Annotated in this window: 17 protein-coding genes; 7 read left to right on the top strand and 10 right to left on the bottom strand. The window is 45.6% G+C overall.

Annotated elements, in window-relative coordinates; all coding sequences use genetic code 11:
* Nucleotides 1–59: 59 nt before the first annotated feature.
* Entirely contained in the window at nt 60–1,310 is a 1,251-nt protein-coding gene (locus ABD734_RS06235; RefSeq protein ID WP_344702533.1) for a BaiN/RdsA family NAD(P)/FAD-dependent oxidoreductase, read from the top strand.
* Nucleotides 1,311–1,349: 39 nt separating this feature from the next.
* Here the strand turns inward: ABD734_RS06235 and leuS are convergent, their stop codons facing one another.
* The 4 genes from leuS to ABD734_RS06215 all read right to left on the bottom strand — a co-directional run bounded on the left by leuS (nt 1,350) and on the right by ABD734_RS06215 (nt 6,775).
* The gene (leuS, locus tag ABD734_RS06230; protein WP_344702531.1) at nt 1,350–3,761 is read right to left on the bottom strand and encodes a leucine--tRNA ligase; all 2,412 of its coding nucleotides are present in this window, start codon (nt 3,759–3,761) and stop codon (nt 1,350–1,352) included.
* A 265-nt stretch (nt 3,762–4,026) separates the two neighbouring features.
* Nucleotides 4,027–4,500, bottom strand: a complete 474-nt coding sequence (locus ABD734_RS06225; RefSeq protein WP_344702529.1) for a methylated-DNA--[protein]-cysteine S-methyltransferase — start codon at nt 4,498–4,500, stop codon at nt 4,027–4,029.
* A gap of 5 nt (nt 4,501–4,505) precedes the next feature.
* Nucleotides 4,506–6,050: a hypothetical protein gene (locus tag ABD734_RS06220; RefSeq protein ID WP_344702527.1), complete on the bottom strand. Its 1,545-nt coding sequence runs from the start codon at nt 6,048–6,050 to the stop codon at nt 4,506–4,508.
* A complete protein-coding gene (locus tag ABD734_RS06215) occupies nt 6,047–6,775 on the bottom strand; it encodes an ABC transporter ATP-binding protein (protein ID WP_344702525.1) in 729 nt (242 codons plus the stop codon). Before ABD734_RS06215 ends, ABD734_RS06220 begins: the two co-directional genes overlap by 4 nt.
* A 164-nt stretch (nt 6,776–6,939) precedes the next feature.
* Here ABD734_RS06215 and mnmL point away from each other — a divergent pair, with 164 nt between their 5' ends.
* Together mnmL and mnmM are read left to right on the top strand one after the other, a co-directional pair.
* A complete protein-coding gene (mnmL, locus tag ABD734_RS06210) occupies nt 6,940–7,896 on the top strand; it encodes a tRNA modification radical SAM protein MnmL/YtqA (RefSeq protein WP_344702468.1) in 957 nt (318 codons plus the stop codon).
* Nucleotides 7,889–8,452 (top strand): tRNA 5-(aminomethyl)-2-thiouridylate-methyltransferase MnmM, encoded by a 564-nt coding sequence (gene mnmM, locus ABD734_RS06205; protein ID WP_344702466.1) that lies wholly within the window; start codon nt 7,889–7,891, stop codon nt 8,450–8,452. The genes mnmL and mnmM overlap by 8 nt, the downstream gene beginning before the upstream one ends.
* A 569-nt stretch (nt 8,453–9,021) precedes the next feature.
* On the opposite strand, the gene ABD734_RS06200 is transcribed toward mnmM, so the two are convergent.
* The 4 genes from ABD734_RS06200 to ABD734_RS06185 form a co-directional block, all read right to left on the bottom strand.
* Nucleotides 9,022–9,702, bottom strand: a complete 681-nt coding sequence (locus tag ABD734_RS06200; RefSeq protein ID WP_344702464.1) for a DUF4956 domain-containing protein — start codon at nt 9,700–9,702, stop codon at nt 9,022–9,024.
* Nucleotides 9,703–9,707: 5 nt separating this feature from the next.
* Nucleotides 9,708–10,472 (bottom strand): polyphosphate polymerase domain-containing protein, encoded by a 765-nt coding sequence (locus ABD734_RS06195; RefSeq protein ID WP_344702462.1) that lies wholly within the window; start codon nt 10,470–10,472, stop codon nt 9,708–9,710.
* A 190-nt stretch (nt 10,473–10,662) separates the two neighbouring features.
* Nucleotides 10,663–11,922, bottom strand: coding sequence for a cytochrome P450 (locus tag ABD734_RS06190; RefSeq protein WP_344702460.1), 1,260 nt, complete (start codon nt 11,920–11,922; stop codon nt 10,663–10,665).
* A gap of 192 nt (nt 11,923–12,114) precedes the next feature.
* Nucleotides 12,115–12,915: an alpha/beta fold hydrolase gene (locus tag ABD734_RS06185; protein ID WP_344702458.1), complete on the bottom strand. Its 801-nt coding sequence runs from the start codon at nt 12,913–12,915 to the stop codon at nt 12,115–12,117.
* A gap of 80 nt (nt 12,916–12,995) precedes the next feature.
* Here ABD734_RS06185 and ABD734_RS06180 point away from each other — a divergent pair, with 80 nt between their 5' ends.
* Both ABD734_RS06180 and ABD734_RS06175 read left to right on the top strand, forming a co-directional pair.
* Nucleotides 12,996–13,496, top strand: a complete 501-nt coding sequence (locus tag ABD734_RS06180; RefSeq protein ID WP_344702456.1) for a gamma carbonic anhydrase — start codon at nt 12,996–12,998, stop codon at nt 13,494–13,496.
* Between the two features lie 68 nt (nt 13,497–13,564).
* Nucleotides 13,565–14,554, top strand: a complete 990-nt coding sequence (locus ABD734_RS06175; protein ID WP_344702454.1) for a proline dehydrogenase family protein — start codon at nt 13,565–13,567, stop codon at nt 14,552–14,554.
* Nucleotides 14,555–14,599: 45 nt separating this feature from the next.
* Here the strand turns inward: ABD734_RS06175 and ABD734_RS06170 are convergent, their stop codons facing one another.
* Nucleotides 14,600–16,018, bottom strand: coding sequence for an FAD/NAD(P)-binding protein (locus ABD734_RS06170; protein ID WP_344702452.1), 1,419 nt, complete (start codon nt 16,016–16,018; stop codon nt 14,600–14,602).
* Nucleotides 16,019–16,112: 94 nt separating this feature from the next.
* Here ABD734_RS06170 and ABD734_RS06165 point away from each other — a divergent pair, with 94 nt between their 5' ends.
* The gene (locus tag ABD734_RS06165; protein WP_344702450.1) at nt 16,113–16,475 is read left to right on the top strand and encodes a fluoride efflux transporter FluC; all 363 of its coding nucleotides are present in this window, start codon (nt 16,113–16,115) and stop codon (nt 16,473–16,475) included.
* On the top strand, nt 16,472–16,831 hold the full coding sequence (locus tag ABD734_RS06160; RefSeq protein ID WP_344702448.1) for a fluoride efflux transporter FluC: 360 nt from the start codon (nt 16,472–16,474) through the stop codon (nt 16,829–16,831). Before ABD734_RS06165 ends, ABD734_RS06160 begins: the two co-directional genes overlap by 4 nt.
* A 34-nt stretch (nt 16,832–16,865) precedes the next feature.
* Here the strand turns inward: ABD734_RS06160 and ABD734_RS06155 are convergent, their stop codons facing one another.
* Nucleotides 16,866–18,245, bottom strand: a complete 1,380-nt coding sequence (locus ABD734_RS06155; RefSeq protein WP_344702446.1) for an NAD-dependent succinate-semialdehyde dehydrogenase — start codon at nt 18,243–18,245, stop codon at nt 16,866–16,868.
* Nucleotides 18,246–18,396: the final 151 nt, after the last annotated feature.

The raw sequence follows: 18,396 nt of genomic DNA, 5'->3' as shown, positions 1-18,396 counted from the left end.
AGAATAATATTCATTATAATCGAAAGCATAACAGTTTTAAACAAAAAGGAGAACAACAGATGTACCAGACAGTTGTAATAGGCGGCGGTGTGAGTGGGCTCATGGCGGCATTCGCCGCTTCCCAGACCCAAAAAAAAGTGCTGCTGATCGAGAAAAATAAAACTCTCGGAAGAAAGCTGCTCATTTCGGGGGGCGGCAGATGCAATGTCACCAACCGCCTTCCCTATGAGGAGATCATCAAGCATATCCCCGGTAACGGCAAATTTCTCTATGGGCCCTTCTCTACATTCGATAATGAGAGCATCATCGAATTTGTCGAAACCAGGGGGGTGGCGTTAAAAGAAGAAGACCACGGACGCATGTTTCCGAAAACGGACAAGGCAAAAGACATACTGCAAGTATTTCTGGACGCCCTTGAACGAAACGGTGTGGAAATCATGACTGAAACGATCGTAGATGAAATCATATCCGACAACAGTACGGTGCAGGGAGTCAGACTCACTGACGGCCGTACCATGAATGCCAGGTCAGTCATTGTAACCACAGGCGGCAAAAGCGTACCGCACACTGGCTCCACTGGTGACGGGCACCGCTTTGCAGAACAGGAAGGCCATAAAATCACTGAGCTCTTTCCGACGGAAGTTCCCATCACTTCTTCGGAACCTTTCATAAAATCAGGTGCGTTGAAAGGGTTAAGCTTGTCGGACGTCGCCCTTTCTGTGCTGAAAAAGAACGGCAAGCCGCGGGTGACCCATCGTATGGATATGATCTTCACCCACTTTGGCATCAGTGGCCCGGCAAGCCTCAGGTGCAGCCAGTTCGTCCATAAAGAGCTGCAGAGCCAGAAGTCAGAGACCATAAAAATGTCGATCGATTTCCATCCCGATGCAACTGTCGGCCAATTGAAGGAACAAGTGGAGCGTGCCATCAGGGAGAATCGGGACCGCTCCTTGAAAAACATCCTGAAGCCGCTCATGCAGGAGCGTATGGTAGTCTTCATGCTTGAATTTTTGGATATTGATGCAGCGCTGAGCGGCCATCATGTTTCCAAGGAAAATATCAATGCAATCATCCAGTTCCTGAAGCGTTTTGAGTTCGATGTAGATGGTACCCAGTCCATTGAAAAAGCCTTTGTGACCGGTGGGGGTGTAAGCCTCAAGGAAATCGTGCCCCAAACGATGGAAAGTCGTCTGGTGAAGGGGTTGTACTTTGCTGGAGAAGTGCTTGATGTCCATGGCTACACAGGCGGTTACAATATTACAAGTGCACTTGTCACGGGCTACGTCGCCGGCAACAGTACAGCACAATAGAAAACCCGCTTCCAAGGTATTTTGGAAGCGGGTTTTCTATTAATTGGCTACTATATTCACAAGTTTATCCGGAACCACGATTACTTTACGTACCGTTTTATCTCTGATCGCCTGTTGGACGTCATCGGATTCTATTGCAATTCGTTCCAGATCATCTTTTGAAGCGCCTGTTGGTACATTCATCTTCTGTTTCACTTTACCATTGACCTGAATGACGATTTCAATCTCTTTTTCAACAAGTTTTGATTCATCATATATTGGCCAATCTTCGTAGGCGATTGTAGTATCATATCCCATCTTTTCCCACAGTTCTTCCGCTATGTGCGGTGCGACCGGAGACAGGAGTTTGATGAAGCCTTCGACGAAATCCCTGTTTATCTGTTCTTTTTTATAGCCTTCGTTAACGAATACCATAAGCTGGGATATTGCCGTGTTGAAGTTGAGCGTCTCGTAGTCATCAGTCACTTTCTTGACTGTTTCGTGGTAGACCTTAGTCATATCGGCGGTTTCTCCATCGACTATGAAGTCCCTTATACTGCCATCCTCATCTATGAACAATCTCCATACCCGGTCCAGGAAGCGGCGGGCGCCATCCAATCCTTTATCACTCCAGGCAATCGACGCTTCGAGCGGCCCCATGAACATTTCATAGAGTCTCAGCGTGTCTGCCCCGTGGGAAGCGACGATATCGTCCGGGTTGATCACGTTCCCTTTGGATTTACTCATCTTCTCGTTACCTTCCCCAAGTATCATCCCTTGGTTGAAGAGTTTCTGGAAAGGTTCTTTAGTATTGACGACGCCGATATCGTACAGCACCTTATGCCAGAATCTCGCATACAACAGATGAAGTACGGCATGCTCTGCCCCGCCGATATATAAGTCGACTGGCAGCCAGTGCTCGATCTTCTCCTTGGAAGCCAGGGCGTCCGGGTTATGGGGATCGATGAATCTCAGATAGTACCAGCAGCTGCCGGCCCACTGTGGCATCGTATTCGTTTCCCGCCGGCCTTTGACACCATCTTCACGTGTGACGGAAATCCATTCTTCGTTGTTTGCCAACGGCGATTCGCCTGTCCCGGACGGTTTGATCTTCTCCATCTGTGGAAGGGTGAGTGGCAATTCATCCTCTTCCAGGACACTCATTGTGCCGTCCTCCCAGTGGATGATTGGAATCGGTTCGCCCCAATACCTTTGGCGGGAGAAGAGCCAATCATGCAGCTTGTAAGTCGTCTTCTGCTCCCCTACTCCTTTTTGCTCGAGGAGCTGGATTGCTTTTTTGATTCCTGCATCTTTATCCAGGCCATCCAACTCTCCAGAATTGATATGCAAACCGTCGCCCGTATAGGCTTCTTTTGAAATATCGCCGCCGTCAAGAACTGCTCTGACAGGCAGGTCGAAAGCATGGGCAAATTCGTAATCTCTCTCGTCATGAGCTGGTACAGCCATGATCGCACCTGTGCCGTAGCTCGCCAATACATAATCTGCAATCCATATCGGCATTTTTTCGCCAGAAAGCGGGTTTATGGCGTAAGCGCCTGTAAACACTCCTGTTTTTTCCTTTGCCAAGTCAGTCCGTTCAAGTTCACTTTTCATTGCTGCTTGTTCCTGATATGATTTGACCGCTTTAATCTGTTCATCTGAGCATATCTTTTCAATCAGTGCATGTTCAGGGGAAAGGACGGCATACGTCGCGCCATAGATGGTATCCGGGCGGGTGGTGAATGCTTCAAAGGATTCCTCGGTGCCGGCTATGTCAAAGCGTACGTTGGCGCCTTCAGATTTGCCGATCCAGTTGCGCTGCATGTCCTTTAAAGACTCTGGCCAATCCAATTCCTCCAAATCTTCGAGCAGTCGGTCGGCATATTCTGTGATCTTCAGCATCCACTGCTTCATCGGTTTTCTGACGACTGGGTGTCCACCGCGCTCCGACAACCCATCAATGACTTCTTCATTCGCCAGTACCGTACCGAGTGCCTCGCACCAGTTCACCGGCACTTCATCGATATAGGCGAGATCCTTTTTATAGAGCTGGATGAAGATCCACTGTGTCCATTTATAGTATTCCGGATCCGTCGTATTGATTTCGCGGTCCCAGTCATAACTGAAGCCGAGCTCTTTTATCTGACGCCTGAAATTATCGATGTTCTTTTCATTGAAGCTGCGGATATCATTCCCCGTATCGATGGCATACTGTTCAGCAGGCAGACCGAAAGCATCCCAACCCATCGGGTGCAGCACATTATACCCTTGCATGCGTTTCATCCTTGAGATTATGTCGGTTGCTGTATATCCTTCCGGATGTCCCACATGCAAGCCGGCTCCTGAAGGATATGGGAACATATCCAGCGCGTAGAATTTATCCTTCCCGATTTCATCCTCAGTTTTAAAAGTTTTCTGCTCTTCCCAGTATTGCTGCCATTTCTTTTCAATTTCTTTGTGGTTGAACGTCATGATAATCCTCCTTGAATATAAATAATCCCATGCCAATATAAGGCATGGGACGATCATATATGTATACGACCGCGGTACCACCCGCATTCACTTGATAGTGCAGCTCTTTTATACTACATGGAATTGATTCGTACCGGATGAGTTCCTATGCACGCATTGCCGGTTTGCAGCATCCACCGGCTCTCTGGAAATGATTATGCACAATACTAGTTCCTATACTTATAAATATAGATTATAAACCGCCAATAAGCAAGACGCAACCTCGCTATAGCCCCGTCCCTTCAATCATTAGAAGTTTTGTTTTTTTGTCTACTCCACCAGTATACCCCCCAAGCGACCCATCTGAGGCAATGACCCGATGGCATGGGATGATGATTGATATCGGATTTTTACCGTTCGCATTGGCTACTGCGCGTGAATAGGTTGGTCCACCGCAGTCGACTGCCAATTCCTTATAGCTTATGGTTTCGCCGTAAGGTATCTCGCTGAGCCGGCGCCATACTTTTCTCTGGAAGACCGTGCCGGAGCGGGTGATATCTACAGGCACTTCAAAAGTACGGCGTTCTCCTGAAAAATACTCTTCAAGCTCCGTTACACATTGGCGGATGACTCCGGACACTTCCGATAAATCCCCACCGACTTTCGGTCCATCAGCATGATCGAGTTCCACGATCACCCCATCTTCAGAACGAATTTTCAACCATCCTACTGGTGCATCCATAAAATAGATGTTTTGCATTTCCTTCACTCCTTATAGGTGATTTTGAATCCTTTATCATAGCGCTCTGCCACTTTGCGTAGCAGCCATATTGAAACCACTGCTGGTAATATGAGTGAACCAGCTACCAAAACTTGCCGGTCCACTCCAGTTGACCCGTCCATCAGCCCTGTAGCCACTCCTGTCAGCATAAGTACGACCACGAGGGAGAAGCTGATCATTACATTGCTTAGGGTATCAAGCCTTTTCCTCGGATTCCTATAGCTGACCACAGGGTTTTTGCTGCCTATCATCATGCCGATCGGCACTGCTACCAAGGCGGACAGCCATATCATGATGATTAGGAGGACGAGGTCCGCTGGCGTCGCTGGGGATAAGTACCAGACCACAGTGAAGGCCGCCATCATTACAGGTACAGTGGTCAGCAGAGTGAAAAGGTATTTAGAGACCGCAATGCTTGAGCCTTTAAGCGGCAGAGCTTTCAGCATGGCGAAATGTTCAGCATCACGCGCAGTATTATATGCTCCGACAAATAAAGACATCACCAATGTCCCTCCAACTGCCGATATGAGGATGTCGGTCATATCCAGAGTGCCCGCCTCGGTCTGCTTTGAGAATCCAGAGATGTATATTAGAAATAGTGGCAATAGATAATATGGCAATAGTACAGCCAGCTCCTTAAAGTCGCGCATTGTCACTTTCAAGTCTTTGCGCATCAGCGTAACGATTGGATGCATGACCTGCTCGTGTTTCGTTCCTGACTTCATTTTCTTGCCGGAATGACCGTAAAAATTCCAACCCCGGACCATCGCCCGTCTTGTCACATGGCTGGCTGATTTGGCCATTACGACCGCAAGCCCGACTAGAGACAATATGACTATGATGCTTTTTAATCCATCAAACCCGTAAAGGAACCCGTCGAATGACACAGGACTCCCAGGCATACTCTTCGTCCATCCTTCTATCGAATCCCCAAGAGCGAAGAAAGCGAGATAGACCAGTATGAAGGATGCAGCTCCTACGAATGAGAGTACCCCGCTGACCTTTTTGACTGGCAGGATATGGGCTGTCAGAAAAGTGCATAAATAAGCCAAGGATGTGATTACTACGCCTACTGCCAGAAAGTATACCGCGCTATTTACGAGCAGCATCCATTCCTCGAACCGAATGGCTAGGGCCACCCCCACTATCATGCCTATCGGCATAAGGATAATGGCCGCATGAAGAAATGCATGTTTGATGAACTTAGCCCAAAACAATTCCCCGGCCGAGATGGGAAAGGAGAGATACATCGGTACATTGGCACTTAAAATCATGTCCTTGATGATGAAATGTATCGACAGCAGAGTCAATATGACTATCGCGGCCAGCGACAGGATCATTATGTAACTGCTCAAATGATCCGTTTTCAGCGATAGCGTCAATGTAAAAAGTAATGATCCGAGCAACGGTAATGGCAGAAGCATGAATAGAAGCGCCATGATGATGTATAAAATCACCTTTGTTTCTCCCATTGACTTCCAATAGTTGAAGGCAGAACGCATTTCAGTTTTAAGTATCAGACGAATCATCGTGTGCCCTCTCCATCAGTCAATTCCAAAAAGATATCTTCCAATGTCGCGCCAACCGCTTCCTGCTTCAAGGAATCGAGCGAACCATGGGCACGTTTCTTCCCGTTATATATAATCAATATATCCGTGGCAATCTCTTCAGCAAGGGAAAGGTTGTGGGTCGTCAGGAAAACCGTTTTGCCGCTCTTTACGTACTCCATCAAGTATTGCTTGAGATTTCTGTTGCTTTTAGGATCGAGCCCCACGGTTGGTTCATCCAGAAATAGGACATCCGGCTGATGGACCAAGGCACCGACGAGAGCCAACTTTTGTTTCATGCCATGGGAATATTCTTCTATCAAGGTCCCGAGAGCGCTTTCTAGGTCAAACAGTTCCAGCAGTTCCTGTTTTCTTTCCATAAATACAGATTGCTCCATACGGTAGGCACTCGCTATAAAATTCAAATACTCATGGCCATTGAGCCTGCCTATCAAGTCAGGGGTATCCGGCACATAACTGATACGCTGCTTTAGCGCAACCTTATCGAGGCGCATTTCCTCACCAAATAGCTCAACTGAACCCGATGAGGGTTCGAGCAGGCCCGTCATCATACGGATGGTTGTGGATTTGCCGGAACCATTCGGGCCTATGAACGCAAACAGCTCGCCATCCCCCACTTCAAAATCGAGGTCTGTCACTGCATTATGTGCGCTATAGTTTTTATTCAACCGCTTTACTTTAATCATAGAATCTCCTCATCGTCCACACTCTGGATTAATAATTCCATCATACCTCATCTACGCCCTATGATAAACTTTGCATTTCTTCTTCAATTCTGTGGAGACCCGGTAAAACCATCCACGACATATGGTACACTTCTCAATATGTCAGGATGAGAGGTGGATGAACGATGGATTTTAAGTACAGTTTTGATGATAAACGATACCATACTTTGAATTATCATCTTAAAAATAAATTCAATGAAAAAATATTCAAGATCGCACTAGATGCTGGTTTTGACTGTCCAAACAGGGACGGCACCGTAGCCTATGGTGGATGTACCTTCTGTTCCGTCGCTGGCAGCGGCGATTTCGCCGGAGATCGGGTGGATCCGATACCGGTCCAATTTGAAAAGATCCGATCCAAAATGCAGTCACAAAAATGGAGGCATGGCAAATACATCGCCTATTTTCAGTCTTTTACCAATACCCATGCACCACTCGAGGTGCTGCGCGAGAAATTTGAAGCGGCGCTTGAAATTGAAGGAGTTGTCGGATTGTCGATCGGCACACGCCCCGACTGTCTCCCTGATGATGTCGTCGAATACTTAGCTGAACTCAACGAACGGACTTACCTATGGGTTGAACTGGGTCTTCAGACGATTCATGAAAGTACTTCAAAACTGATTAACCGCGCCCACGATTTGAAGTGCTATCGTGAAGGGGTCGATAAGCTCAGGCGACACAACATCAATGTCTGCAGCCATATAATAAATGGCCTTCCTGGTGAGGATTATCAAATGATGATGGAAACCACCAGGGCAGTGGCCGATATGAATGTTCAAGGCATCAAAATCCACCTGCTCCACCTGCTACATGGAACGCCGATGGTCAAACAGTATCAAAAAGGGTTACTCGAATTCATGACCCAGGCGGACTATGTCAATCTGGTCTGTGACCAGATTGAGGTGCTTCCTGAAGAAATGATCATCCATCGCATCACCGGTGACGGCCCGATCGACCAGATGATCGGACCGATGTGGAGCACAGATAAGTGGAATGTGCTCAATAGTATAGACACCGAGTTGAAGGTGAGGAATACGCATCAGGGACTGAAATATAAGAAGGAGGAGAGAGTCGATGTTTAGACGTATATTGCCTCAAGCAAAGCATTTATCAGAAGAAGTCATTCAGCCTGGCGACACTGTCATAGACGCCACGTGCGGGAATGGTCATGACACGAAATTTCTGGCAGAAGCGGTAGGACCAGACGGCGCAGTGTTCAGCTTCGATATCCAGGCCCAGGCGATCGAAACCGCCAAAGACTTATGTCATTCCCACAACAATATAGAATTCATATTGGACTCGCATGCAAACCTTGGGCGCTATATACCAAAAGGCACGCCAATCCGTTCCGCAATGTTCAATCTCGGCTACCTGCCAAAAGGTGATAAAGAAATCACCACTGTCTATGAGTCCACCTTCACCGCCTTAAATGAAATATTCAACCGTCTCACTGTCGGGGGGAGAATCATCATCGTGGTCTACCATGGGCACCCGTCCGGGAAAATAGAACGCGATAAACTGCTCGCCTCCCTTTCAGACTGGTCCCAAAAGGAAGCGCAGGTCCTCAAGTACCAATTCATCAACCAGAATAATGATGCCCCTTTCCTGCTGTGTGTGGAAAAAATCAGCATGCCTTAACGGTAGATTATTTTCCGCTTCATCAAAGAAGTATGCCCAACAAGTAGAAACCGCAGTTTCGATGTTATCTTCAGCCTATCCGAGTATATACAGGGACTTAAACATTTTTTTATTATATTAGAAGTTTACAGCTCGAAAAGAAAGATGAATATGGAATACAAAACGGCTCTACTTATGCCATGATGATCGTTGAAATGCTTCCCGAACTGAAACGTAGAGCCAAGGAAAATGACATTCCCGTCATATACTCAAACGATAACTTCGGCCTGTAGCATGAAGATATGAACCGGAGATAGGTGTGTTCTGTTCACTTCCTCCGGGGGATACATGCGGGAATTTAACTTGTGGGTGCCTTTTAATTGTGTGAATTCGGAGGTGGATGAAGATCACACCGTCTGCTGAAACTGATATTCCTGAAGCTTTTTAACGGTTCAAGTGAAAGTACAACTAAAAAATCCTTCAACCCAATAATATGGGCTGAAGGATTTCTTTCATTGACCAGGCACTGTCTCTTTTATATTTGTGCACAATAGGAATTACTGCGTAGACTATCTAATTTAAATGTCACTTTACTGCATGTCATCCATATAGGTGATGGACACTTTCAAATTTGCATTTTCTTCGCGTATCCTATCCAATAATTCTTTATCACTTGTCGTGTTTTTGCTGCGGATGGCATAAGTGTACAGAATCATCGTCCCCAGATTCGTCGTTTCAATCTGGCGAAGCGAGTGGCTGAGTGTATACTCATTGAAAGCATCCTCAAGCAGCCCATCATGATTCAGATTTTCTGGAACAGTAACTTTAAGTATCTGAGTATCCTTACCTTTCCCATATTCGAATTTATAAAGCAGGTACAAAACCAGACTTGCAAATAAAGTCAGTAGGATGGCCAATTTGAATTGGAAAAGTCCACTTGTCATGCCGGCACACAGGCCAAAAAATATGTAAGCAATGTCTTTAACGTTCGTGACAGCACTTCTAAAACGAATCAGTGAAAATATCGCAAACAAACCAAACGCTACTCCAGCATTGTCACTGACGACATTCATGACCACCGAGACCAAGACACTCAATATAACGATAGTATGGACGAATGATTGTGAATATCGTTCTCCAGTAAAAGTAATCATATATACTTGCGTAATAATCAAGCTCAGTAAAGCTGCAAGAACCAAAGCGACCATCACCATATAAATGCTTTCTGAATTCCCAGCTTGTGATTCAAATAAATTTGTAATGAAATCCACTTATATCATCTCTCCAATACAACTTTTTCTTTATTTATTCCGTTTGGCAGCTCATGGCCGCGCAGTAGTTCCATACTGGTGCAGTATTTGGATGCGCTGCGTTGTTCACACTCAAGCTCTTGCAATATGCGTGCCAACCACAGAGGAACACTGTTGTTCACTTTCACCTCTAACACGACCAACCCGGGATCAATAAAATTCACCCCGTCTGGACCGTTTTCAAGGTGAAGGTCCTCGCTGCGCGTCCGCAAGTTCAAATCAAAAGTAATGCGGAGTTGTGGATCATCGACGGCAAACAGAGCGAGTCGATCATAACTGACTATCATCTCAGGCCTCAACTGATACAGGCTTCGAAAACGATCTATTTCACGAAGAACTTGCGAGTCGCGAAGCATCTCCTTCACTTCTTCTTTTGATCCATCTTTCGTCATGGAAATATATCGGTACGCTTGTTGAAGTGGCAGGGATGTCCTACGCTTATTCACCACTTGACTATGCTTTTGCTTCACCTCAAAAAAAGAAGGATCTTCTAATCCGGCTTGACCATATATACGAAGGCGAAGTTTTTGTCTGAATGGCAATTTATTTTTGGTTTCAAAATATATTTTATGGTCGACACTATCGAAATATAGACTGGTGACGGTGTACCTCCCCTCATCTCCCAATCGGTCCGCCCTCATATAAGGCGATATTTTTTCCAAGAGTTTTTCGTATTGTTTCTTTGTAATAAGATATTTCTGTTCTCTTCTATTGAAGACTTCTACAGACATTCTCTGCACCTCTTAAGCGATTTTTAATAACCAATTTAAAAAAAGACAATTAGAGTACTTTACAGTAACATTATTATTTTGTCAATTTTCATTAATTTGTCTATATAGAGTAAATGTTTTCTATTTCTGCATCATTATTATTTAAAAGGAAAATCAAATTAAAAAAAGCCTCTTTAGAGGCTTTTTTTAATCAATCTTTGAATAGTAATGCACGGCTGTTGGGGTAAGTCGGAAATTGATTGAAGGGAATGGTCCAGTCCTGTTCTGGTACAGAAAAATCATATCTATTGACTAGGTGATCGGAGAATACCCTCATGCTGTGGAGGGTGATCCATTCTCCGGCACACCGGTGCATCTCCCTGAACTTCCCGCCCCCTTGGGCAATCATTTCATACTCTTCTTCGTAGGAGAGCGATGTCGCATTGTCCTTGTACCGAGTGATCTCAAATTTTTCAGGATCTGCAATCGTTCTCGCATCATGGTTGCTGCCGTAGAGGTCAAGCACTACCCAACTGCCTTCAGGTATTTCATAGCCGTCGATTTCCACATCACGCACTGCGATCGCCGGCAGCATCGGGAAGAATGGATAGTAGCGGCGCATTTCCTGGATGAATGGGTCTTGCAGGGCATCAAAATCTTCCTTTAGTGCCGTGCGAATGTCATCGTATGAGAACAACGCATGTCCCATCAGCGCAATCCAGACTGTCAAGGCGACTGTCGGTCTGATGATATTCAATAGTTCAACAGCAGCCACTTCCACAGGCAGCAGGTTGCCATCCAAATCAGTTGCCTGAGCAAATGTATACAATGCAAGATGTTCCTTGCCCTTCACCGGATGGGCGCGAGCTTCTTCTATCAATCCGCGTGCCCACTTTTCCGATTCATTGCGGTCTGTGACTCCCTTTATATGATCTTTAGGTGAAGTGACTGCACCACTGATCATGGATATTTGGTTCTGTGCCAGATCTTCAAGCGTCTTGTCGTCGTACCTCTCCAGATTGATGCCTGACCACTCGGCGATGGAATTGAACAGTACTCTGTTGGCTAGGTCGAACAACTCGAATTCTCCGTGCTGCTTGTCGAGTTCCGCCGTCAGGTTCCTATCCAATATCTTCTGGTAGTCCTCCATGCGTTCAGGTTTCATCAGATCCATGAAGTAATTTTTGCGATGGTGGTGCGCTTCACCGTCGAGTGTCTGGACACCATCTTCTCCAAACAATGTTTTCAGGATGGGGGTCGGCATTGCGCCGCCCCTTTTGAAGTTTTCCGGGTCGTAGAATTTGCGTGCCGCTTCTTTCCCGTAAGTGATTATCATCTCTTCATTCAAAAGTTCCGCTTTTACTACCGGCGCCCCTACATCCTGCCGAAGTTCCTCTAAAAGGCCATAGCCTTTATCCATCAGCTCTTTGATTTCGGTCAATTTGATTTTTGTTTCTGGTACTTGTTTCAATGTTCATTCTCCTAATACTTTTTTAAGTTCTACACTATAATGATAACGATTGATGTAAGCGCAATCAAATAAAATGCATGCAGACGACATTTATTATCCCGGTTCAGCGACAGCCAGCTCCTTGCGACGCCAACGTTTGGACAGTCAGTTTATGGAATTATGGTATTGGAGAAGATGAAGGTCTCCGGAAAGTCAAAGTACGCCGATCCGGAACAGCTGATCATCGAGGAAACGCGCCACGTAATGGTAAGGCTCTGTAATGTCGTCTCTTTGGAACACGCTGTGCTGGACATTGTCTAACGCCAGCAGTGTCATCTCGCTTGTATTTATATCTTTTAGAATCTTAACCGTCAACGACTTTTCAATGATGTCATTTTCCTTGCTTGTAATCGCCAGTATGGGAACATCCGGCATATCATCAATGTACTCAGAAGTATCTTTCATCTGATTGACGACAGTGCGGTACCAATGATGGCTCACTTTACGCACTAACAGCTCATCATTCTCGTACAGTTCCAGATATTTTTTGTCTGTCGTAAAATACCCGGGTTCGAGCCCAGGGTCAAAGCGTTGGGTGTCACTTCCCATTCTGATGCTCGAGCGGATTGTGTTTTTGCGGTTGATGAATGATTGCTTGAATGCAAGCAGCGGATTAAGCACTATCAATCCATCTGCCCTGACCATATTGTGTCTCAGTGCTTCAATTGCAATAAGCCCCCCAAGCCCTTGTCCAAGGATGAATGTTGGCAGTCGATAGGCCCGTGCCACCTCATGCCATTCCTTCATCCTATCCAGATATTGGGCGAAGTCGGATATGTGCCCTTTATTCATACGTGTCGTCTGGCCATGGCCCGGCAGATCACCTGTGACCACATGGTAGCCGTCATTTCTGAGCTGTGCGATCAGACCGGCATAATAATCATGATGCTCCATCATATCGTGTATGACGAGGACGACCCCTTTCGGCCGTTTATCAGTTTCCCACTTCCACATTACAAAGCTCCTAACATACTTAAATTCATTCTTATATGATAAACTTATTATAACAATACTTGGAAGAAAGGAAATATGAAATGATAATGGACTATAAGGGATATACCCCTGAAATTGATGAAAGCGCTTTTATCGCCCCGGATGCCACCGTCATCGGTGACGTGGTGCTCGGCGCCCACTCTTCTGTGTGGTTTGGCTCCATACTGCGGGGGGATGTCGCTCCGATCAGGATAGGTAGCCATACCAACATCCAAGACTTATCGATTCTTCATGAGACTCCTGATATGCCCCTGACCATAGAAGATCACGTCACTGTAGGCCATAAGACTACGTTGCACAGCTGTACAATCAAAAAACATGCTTTAATTGGAATGGACTCTACAATACTGGATGGGGCCGTCATCGGCGAAGGTGCTTTTATCGGCGCTGGAAGCCTAGTTACTCCCGGGACTGAAATCCCTCCAGGTACATTGGCGTTTGGACGGCCTGCAAAAGTGGTAAGGGAACTCACAGAGGAAGACAAAGAAGAGATGCAGAGGATAAATGAAACATATGTGAATCATATCCCGTATTACAAATGACACTATATGTTTCTTCTAACTCGAGATTCACGTATGATAATATAAAGATAAAATTCAGGAGGTACACTATGCCACTACTTAGGGATGTCTTCATCAAACTATCAGAGAATCAGGTTTTGAATGATGCAACAAAAAAGATGGGACTTAAATTCGGTGCAAACAAGGTCGTAGGCGGCATTTCCGTCGATGACACGATTGAACGCATCAAAGATCTTAATTCACAAGGTATGAGCGTGTCGTTCGATAACCTTGGAGAGTTCGTAACGAGACGTTCTGATGCAATACATGAGAAAGACATCATCTTAAACATGATCAATGCCATCGGCGAGAACGGTGTGGATGCCTCAGCTTCCATCAAACTCAGCCAGATTGGACTCAATATAGACTATGATTTCTGTATAGAGAATATTACAGAGATAATGGATGCTGCGAAAAAACACAATATGTTCGTCAATATCGATATGGAGAACTATGCATCATATGAAGATACCGTACGTGTCATCGATCATCTGATGGAGCGTTATGATAATATCGGTACTGTTTTGCAGTCCTACCTCTTCGATGCGAAGAATGACGTCTATAAATATAAGGACAGGAGAATCCGTCTTGTCAAAGGGGCCTACAAAGAGGCGCCTGCAGTCGCCCTCCAGGAAAAAGAAGACATCGATAAAGCATTCGAACTGCTCATCAGACTCCACCTGACAAAGGGTGATGGGTTTACATCAATCGCCACCCATGATCATAATATCATTGAGAAATCAATTGAGTTCATTAAGGAGAATGATATTCCGAACGACCGCTTCGAATTCCAGATGCTGTTCGGTTTCAGGAAAGAACTCCAGAAAGAGCTTGTTGAGCGCGGATACAATGTCTGCATCTACATTCCGTTCGGCAATGACTGGTACGCCTACTTCATGAGACGTCTCGCTGAACGTCCACAGAACATCAACCTTATCGTCAAATCCGTAACTAAAGACCCGATGTTCCAGACGGGAGTAAAAGTAGTAGGTGCTCTGGCACTTGGTGCCGCGGCACTGAAATTTTTCAACAGAAAATAGTTTATGAAACGAACCAAAAAAAGGGGTGCAGCTGCACCCCTTTTTTTAATACATGTCTTCATAAAAACTATTAATCAGCTTTTGCGCATTTTTTTGAAGTAACTGTACAGAGTTCGAAAGATAATCCGACCCTATCGTCAAAGCACCGAGCGCATACATACCTTGAACCGTGCCGACCTTCGGACTGATGACATGCCTGCTTGCATCCACCATGATGCCACCAAACTCACTTGGTGCTATGATCATATGGTTCATCAACGATTGGATGATTTTCGAATCCCCTCTGCGCACATCCTTGACAGGCCCTGTGGCGTTAATCAATGTGTCGACTTGATATTTTTCACCTTCTTTAGTCAGAATGGTGAATCCAGCCTCTTTTTTTATGTGTTCTGTACCGTCTATGATATGCAGCCTACCTTCTTCGCCCCATTGCACCAGTAATCGCGCTACCTCAGCAGGCATGGGTGAATGGTTCTCTTCAATCAAGTGATGATACTTTTCAAGAAAGGCTTTTTTATCATTGCGGGAGAGGTACTGATAGACATCACTGAAAATCGGATTGACTTTGATGATGAGGTACTGCAGCTGTCCCACTGTCTCTTGATGTTCAAGGTCATAATTCAAGTCCTGTAGTGTATTGCCTGTACGACGGAAGAATAGTGATTGATCAATATTTTGATGCTCCAATTCCTTTTTGAACAGTGTAATGATATCTGTGAGCGCTATTTCATCATTCCGGATTCTATTTTTCAGAATTTCTTCAGTAAAATACTTCAATTTGATTTCTGTCTGCTCTCCTCTGACAGAAGGCATTTCACCACTGCGGGAAAATAGAGAAACTTTTTCCACTTGTTTATCCATAATCAGATAACGCACACAGTCAATCGCCGAAAGGCCTGCACCGAGGATTCCTATATTGTCATCTTCAATGTCTGCGAGCTTTCTTGAGAGGGGGTAGGGATCATAGAGGAAACCCTGACTCCCTTTAAGATCATAGGGATCGCCGTAACTGAGCTGTCCGATGGTCAGAAAGACGCGGTCGTATAACACTTCTTCCCCTTCTATGGAAAGCGTGAATTTCCCGCTACCGGAATCATATTCAATCCCGTCAACTTTTGTATATTTCAAATGTACTCCTCCGTGTGCGGACCCAATCCCCTCCAACTGATCTTTAACATAATCCCCGAATTGTTGACGGCTGGTATACATTCTTCTACCATTTTCTGTTCTAAGCCAGGTTTCATAATCCGGGTGGCTCTCTCCTAGCGACATTTCATCAGCAGGAACATTAATGAGCAGATGCTCATTATCTTCCTGATAAGCCTGGCCTCTGCCCATCGTATACGCGTTATCGTATATATCAACTGTAATCTCACTAGTGAATCGTTCATCGTGCACAAGATGGCTTAATATGGATACCCCTGTTACGCCACCACCTATAATCGCCACTTTAGTCTGCTTCATACACCCACACTCTCTTCCTTCTTTACTTATGGTACATTATATAGGTATATGAAAGATTTTGCATTTTCATTCTTGTTTTAAGGGGGTCGGGCGTATGAAAAAGTATATTGCCATTTCATGTGGCGCAATGATCGGGGCCATTTCAAGGTATGCGATTGCGTTGTCTTTGGCCTCACTGACACCCTTTTTCTTTACTGCCACATTGGTCGTCAACCTTCTTGGGGCATTTTGTATAGGCTTCATCTTCAAGAAATTGGTGGAGCGTAATCCACTGTGGCATGACTTTTTGATTACTGGTCTCCTCGGCAGCTTTACAACTTTTTCCCTGCTCACCTATGAAAATTATACACTGGCGGATACTGGAGACTTCCTTACACTTTCCATTTATCTGGCAATCAATTTGTTTGGTGGATTCATGCTTGCATTTCTTGGGATGAAATCTGGAGGTGCTTCATGATTACAATAATATTTATCGGTATTGGTGCCGCTCTTGGAGCTTCATTGAGAAGTTATATATCAACACGCCCGAAACTGCAGAGTTTCGGCTTTCCTCTCGGGACCCTCATCATCAATTCGGTCGGCTCTTTTCTGATGGGGGTCATCATCATATTCCTGAGTACAGGCGGGACACTCTATTCAATCATAGTTACAGGGTTCCTAGGTGGGTTCACCACGTATTCATCGTTCACCCTCGACCAATTGAAGTTATATGAGCAAAGGCGCTATAAAGCATTCATCGCATATTCGCTTTTGATGTTTACCGTGCCCTCCCTGGCCCTTCTACTCGGCCTTTACGTTTCCTCTCCATCATAAAAAGTCCGCCCCGGCATGGGACGGACTTTTTGCTTTAAACGCGCATGGATGTGATTTTCGTTTCGAGATACGGTTCGATGCCTTCAGGGCCGCCTTCACGCCCCATCCCGCTTTCCTTGAGTCCGCCAAATGGAATCTGTGCTGCACTCGGTTTACCATTGTTCCAGCCCAACACACCGAAATCAAGACCTTCCTGGAGCTTGATGCCATCGCGGTAACTTTCTGTGAAGAAATAAGCTGCCAGACCATACTCGGTATCATTTGCTTTTTCAATGGCTTCATCCAAAGTGGAGAATGTCTGGATTGGCGCCACCGGTCCGAACGTCTCTTCATTCATGATGACCATTTCATCAGTGGCACCGGTGATTATTGTCGGTTCGATGAAGTATCCTTCATCCTTTGAACCCTTACCGCCCGTTAGGATCTTACCACCTTTCTCCTCGGCATCGTTGATGTGTCGCATTACCTTATCGTAGCCATCTTCGTTGATCATCGGTCCTATTGCGACGTCTTCATCAAGACCGTTGCCCATCTTCAGCTTCTTCGAAGCATCTGCAAATTTTTTGCTGAAAGCGTCGGCAATATCTTCATGGATATAGAAGCGGTTGGCACATACGCATGTCTGTCCGGAGTTTCTGAATTTGGAGGCAATCGCCTGCTCGACGGCCATATCAATGTCCGCATCCTTGTGGACGACCAGAGGGGCATGTCCGCCCAATTCCATGGTGATGTTCTTGACTGTTGAGGCAGCACCTTCCATCAATGACTTTCCGACAGCGGTGGAGCCTGTGAATGTTATTTTCATTACTTTATCAGACTCTGTGAAAGCCTCACCGGCATCTTTACCAGAGGCGGTAACGTATTGGACGACACCTTCATCGAATCCTGCTTCCAATGCCAGATCAAGGAATTTCATTGCAGATAATGGGGTTGCACTTGCAGGTTTAACCAGGAAAGTACAGCCAGCTGCAACTGCAGGTGCTGCTTTGCGGGCCATCATCGCAATCGGGAAGTTCCATGGCGTAATGGCAGCGACGACGCCAATCGGCTGTTTGGTCACTACCATGCGCACATCATCTTCGTGCGGTGGTATGGTGCGGCCATATACACGTTTTGCCTCTTCAGCATAATAATCGACATAACTGCGTGCATAGTCGACCTCACCGCGTGATTCCTGTAGCGGCTTACCATTCTCTTTTGTTATCAATTCAGCGATTTCCTCTTTGTGTTCACCTATCAGCTTGGACCACTCTGTAAGTAGTGCACTGCGGTCATGAGGATTCTTTTTCTTGAACTTTTTGAATGTTTTATGCGCTTTTTCAATTTTCTTGTCAATATCTGCTTTATTCTCTTTTTTCACCCTGTCGATTTCCTGACCTGTTGCAGGGTTCAGTACAATGATTTCTTCAGACATAAATGATTGCCTCCCATTAAATAGAACGCCGATTGTAAAATTAAGCTAGACACCTAAAAAGGGTCACGCGTGATACACTCAAAATGAGTTTTCCGACCAAAGAAAATCATAGGAGTGATCACGCATGACCTACACCCATATTACCACGGAC

The organism is Salinicoccus jeotgali, assembly GCF_039538805.1.
Classification (GTDB): domain Bacteria; phylum Bacillota; class Bacilli; order Staphylococcales; family Salinicoccaceae; genus Salinicoccus; species Salinicoccus jeotgali.
The sequence above is the reverse complement of the archived record's forward strand: the minus strand, read 5'-3'. Positions and strand labels throughout refer to the sequence as shown.

What these genes read in the sequence shown, in the direction of transcription:
- ABD734_RS06235 (WP_344702533.1), top strand. Translation starts at nt 60, where the DNA reads ATGTACCAGACAGTTGTAATAGGCGGCGGTGTGAGTGGGCTCATGGCG.
- leuS (WP_344702531.1), bottom strand. Translation starts at nt 3,761, where the DNA reads ATGACGTTCAACCACAAAGAAATTGAAAAGAAATGGCAGCAATACTGG.
- ABD734_RS06225 (WP_344702529.1), bottom strand. Translation starts at nt 4,500, where the DNA reads ATGCAAAACATCTATTTTATGGATGCACCAGTAGGATGGTTGAAAATT.
- ABD734_RS06220 (WP_344702527.1), bottom strand. Translation starts at nt 6,050, where the DNA reads ATGATTCGTCTGATACTTAAAACTGAAATGCGTTCTGCCTTCAACTAT.
- ABD734_RS06215 (WP_344702525.1), bottom strand. Translation starts at nt 6,775, where the DNA reads ATGATTAAAGTAAAGCGGTTGAATAAAAACTATAGCGCACATAATGCA.
- mnmL (WP_344702468.1), top strand. Translation starts at nt 6,940, where the DNA reads ATGGATTTTAAGTACAGTTTTGATGATAAACGATACCATACTTTGAAT.
- mnmM (WP_344702466.1), top strand. Translation starts at nt 7,889, where the DNA reads ATGTTTAGACGTATATTGCCTCAAGCAAAGCATTTATCAGAAGAAGTC.
- ABD734_RS06195 (WP_344702462.1), bottom strand. Translation starts at nt 10,472, where the DNA reads ATGTCTGTAGAAGTCTTCAATAGAAGAGAACAGAAATATCTTATTACA.
- ABD734_RS06185 (WP_344702458.1), bottom strand. Translation starts at nt 12,915, where the DNA reads ATGTGGAAGTGGGAAACTGATAAACGGCCGAAAGGGGTCGTCCTCGTC.
- ABD734_RS06180 (WP_344702456.1), top strand. Translation starts at nt 12,996, where the DNA reads ATGATAATGGACTATAAGGGATATACCCCTGAAATTGATGAAAGCGCT.
- ABD734_RS06175 (WP_344702454.1), top strand. Translation starts at nt 13,565, where the DNA reads ATGCCACTACTTAGGGATGTCTTCATCAAACTATCAGAGAATCAGGTT.
- ABD734_RS06170 (WP_344702452.1), bottom strand. Translation starts at nt 16,018, where the DNA reads ATGAAGCAGACTAAAGTGGCGATTATAGGTGGTGGCGTAACAGGGGTA.
- ABD734_RS06165 (WP_344702450.1), top strand. Translation starts at nt 16,113, where the DNA reads ATGAAAAAGTATATTGCCATTTCATGTGGCGCAATGATCGGGGCCATT.
- ABD734_RS06160 (WP_344702448.1), top strand. Translation starts at nt 16,472, where the DNA reads ATGATTACAATAATATTTATCGGTATTGGTGCCGCTCTTGGAGCTTCA.
- ABD734_RS06155 (WP_344702446.1), bottom strand. Translation starts at nt 18,245, where the DNA reads ATGTCTGAAGAAATCATTGTACTGAACCCTGCAACAGGTCAGGAAATC.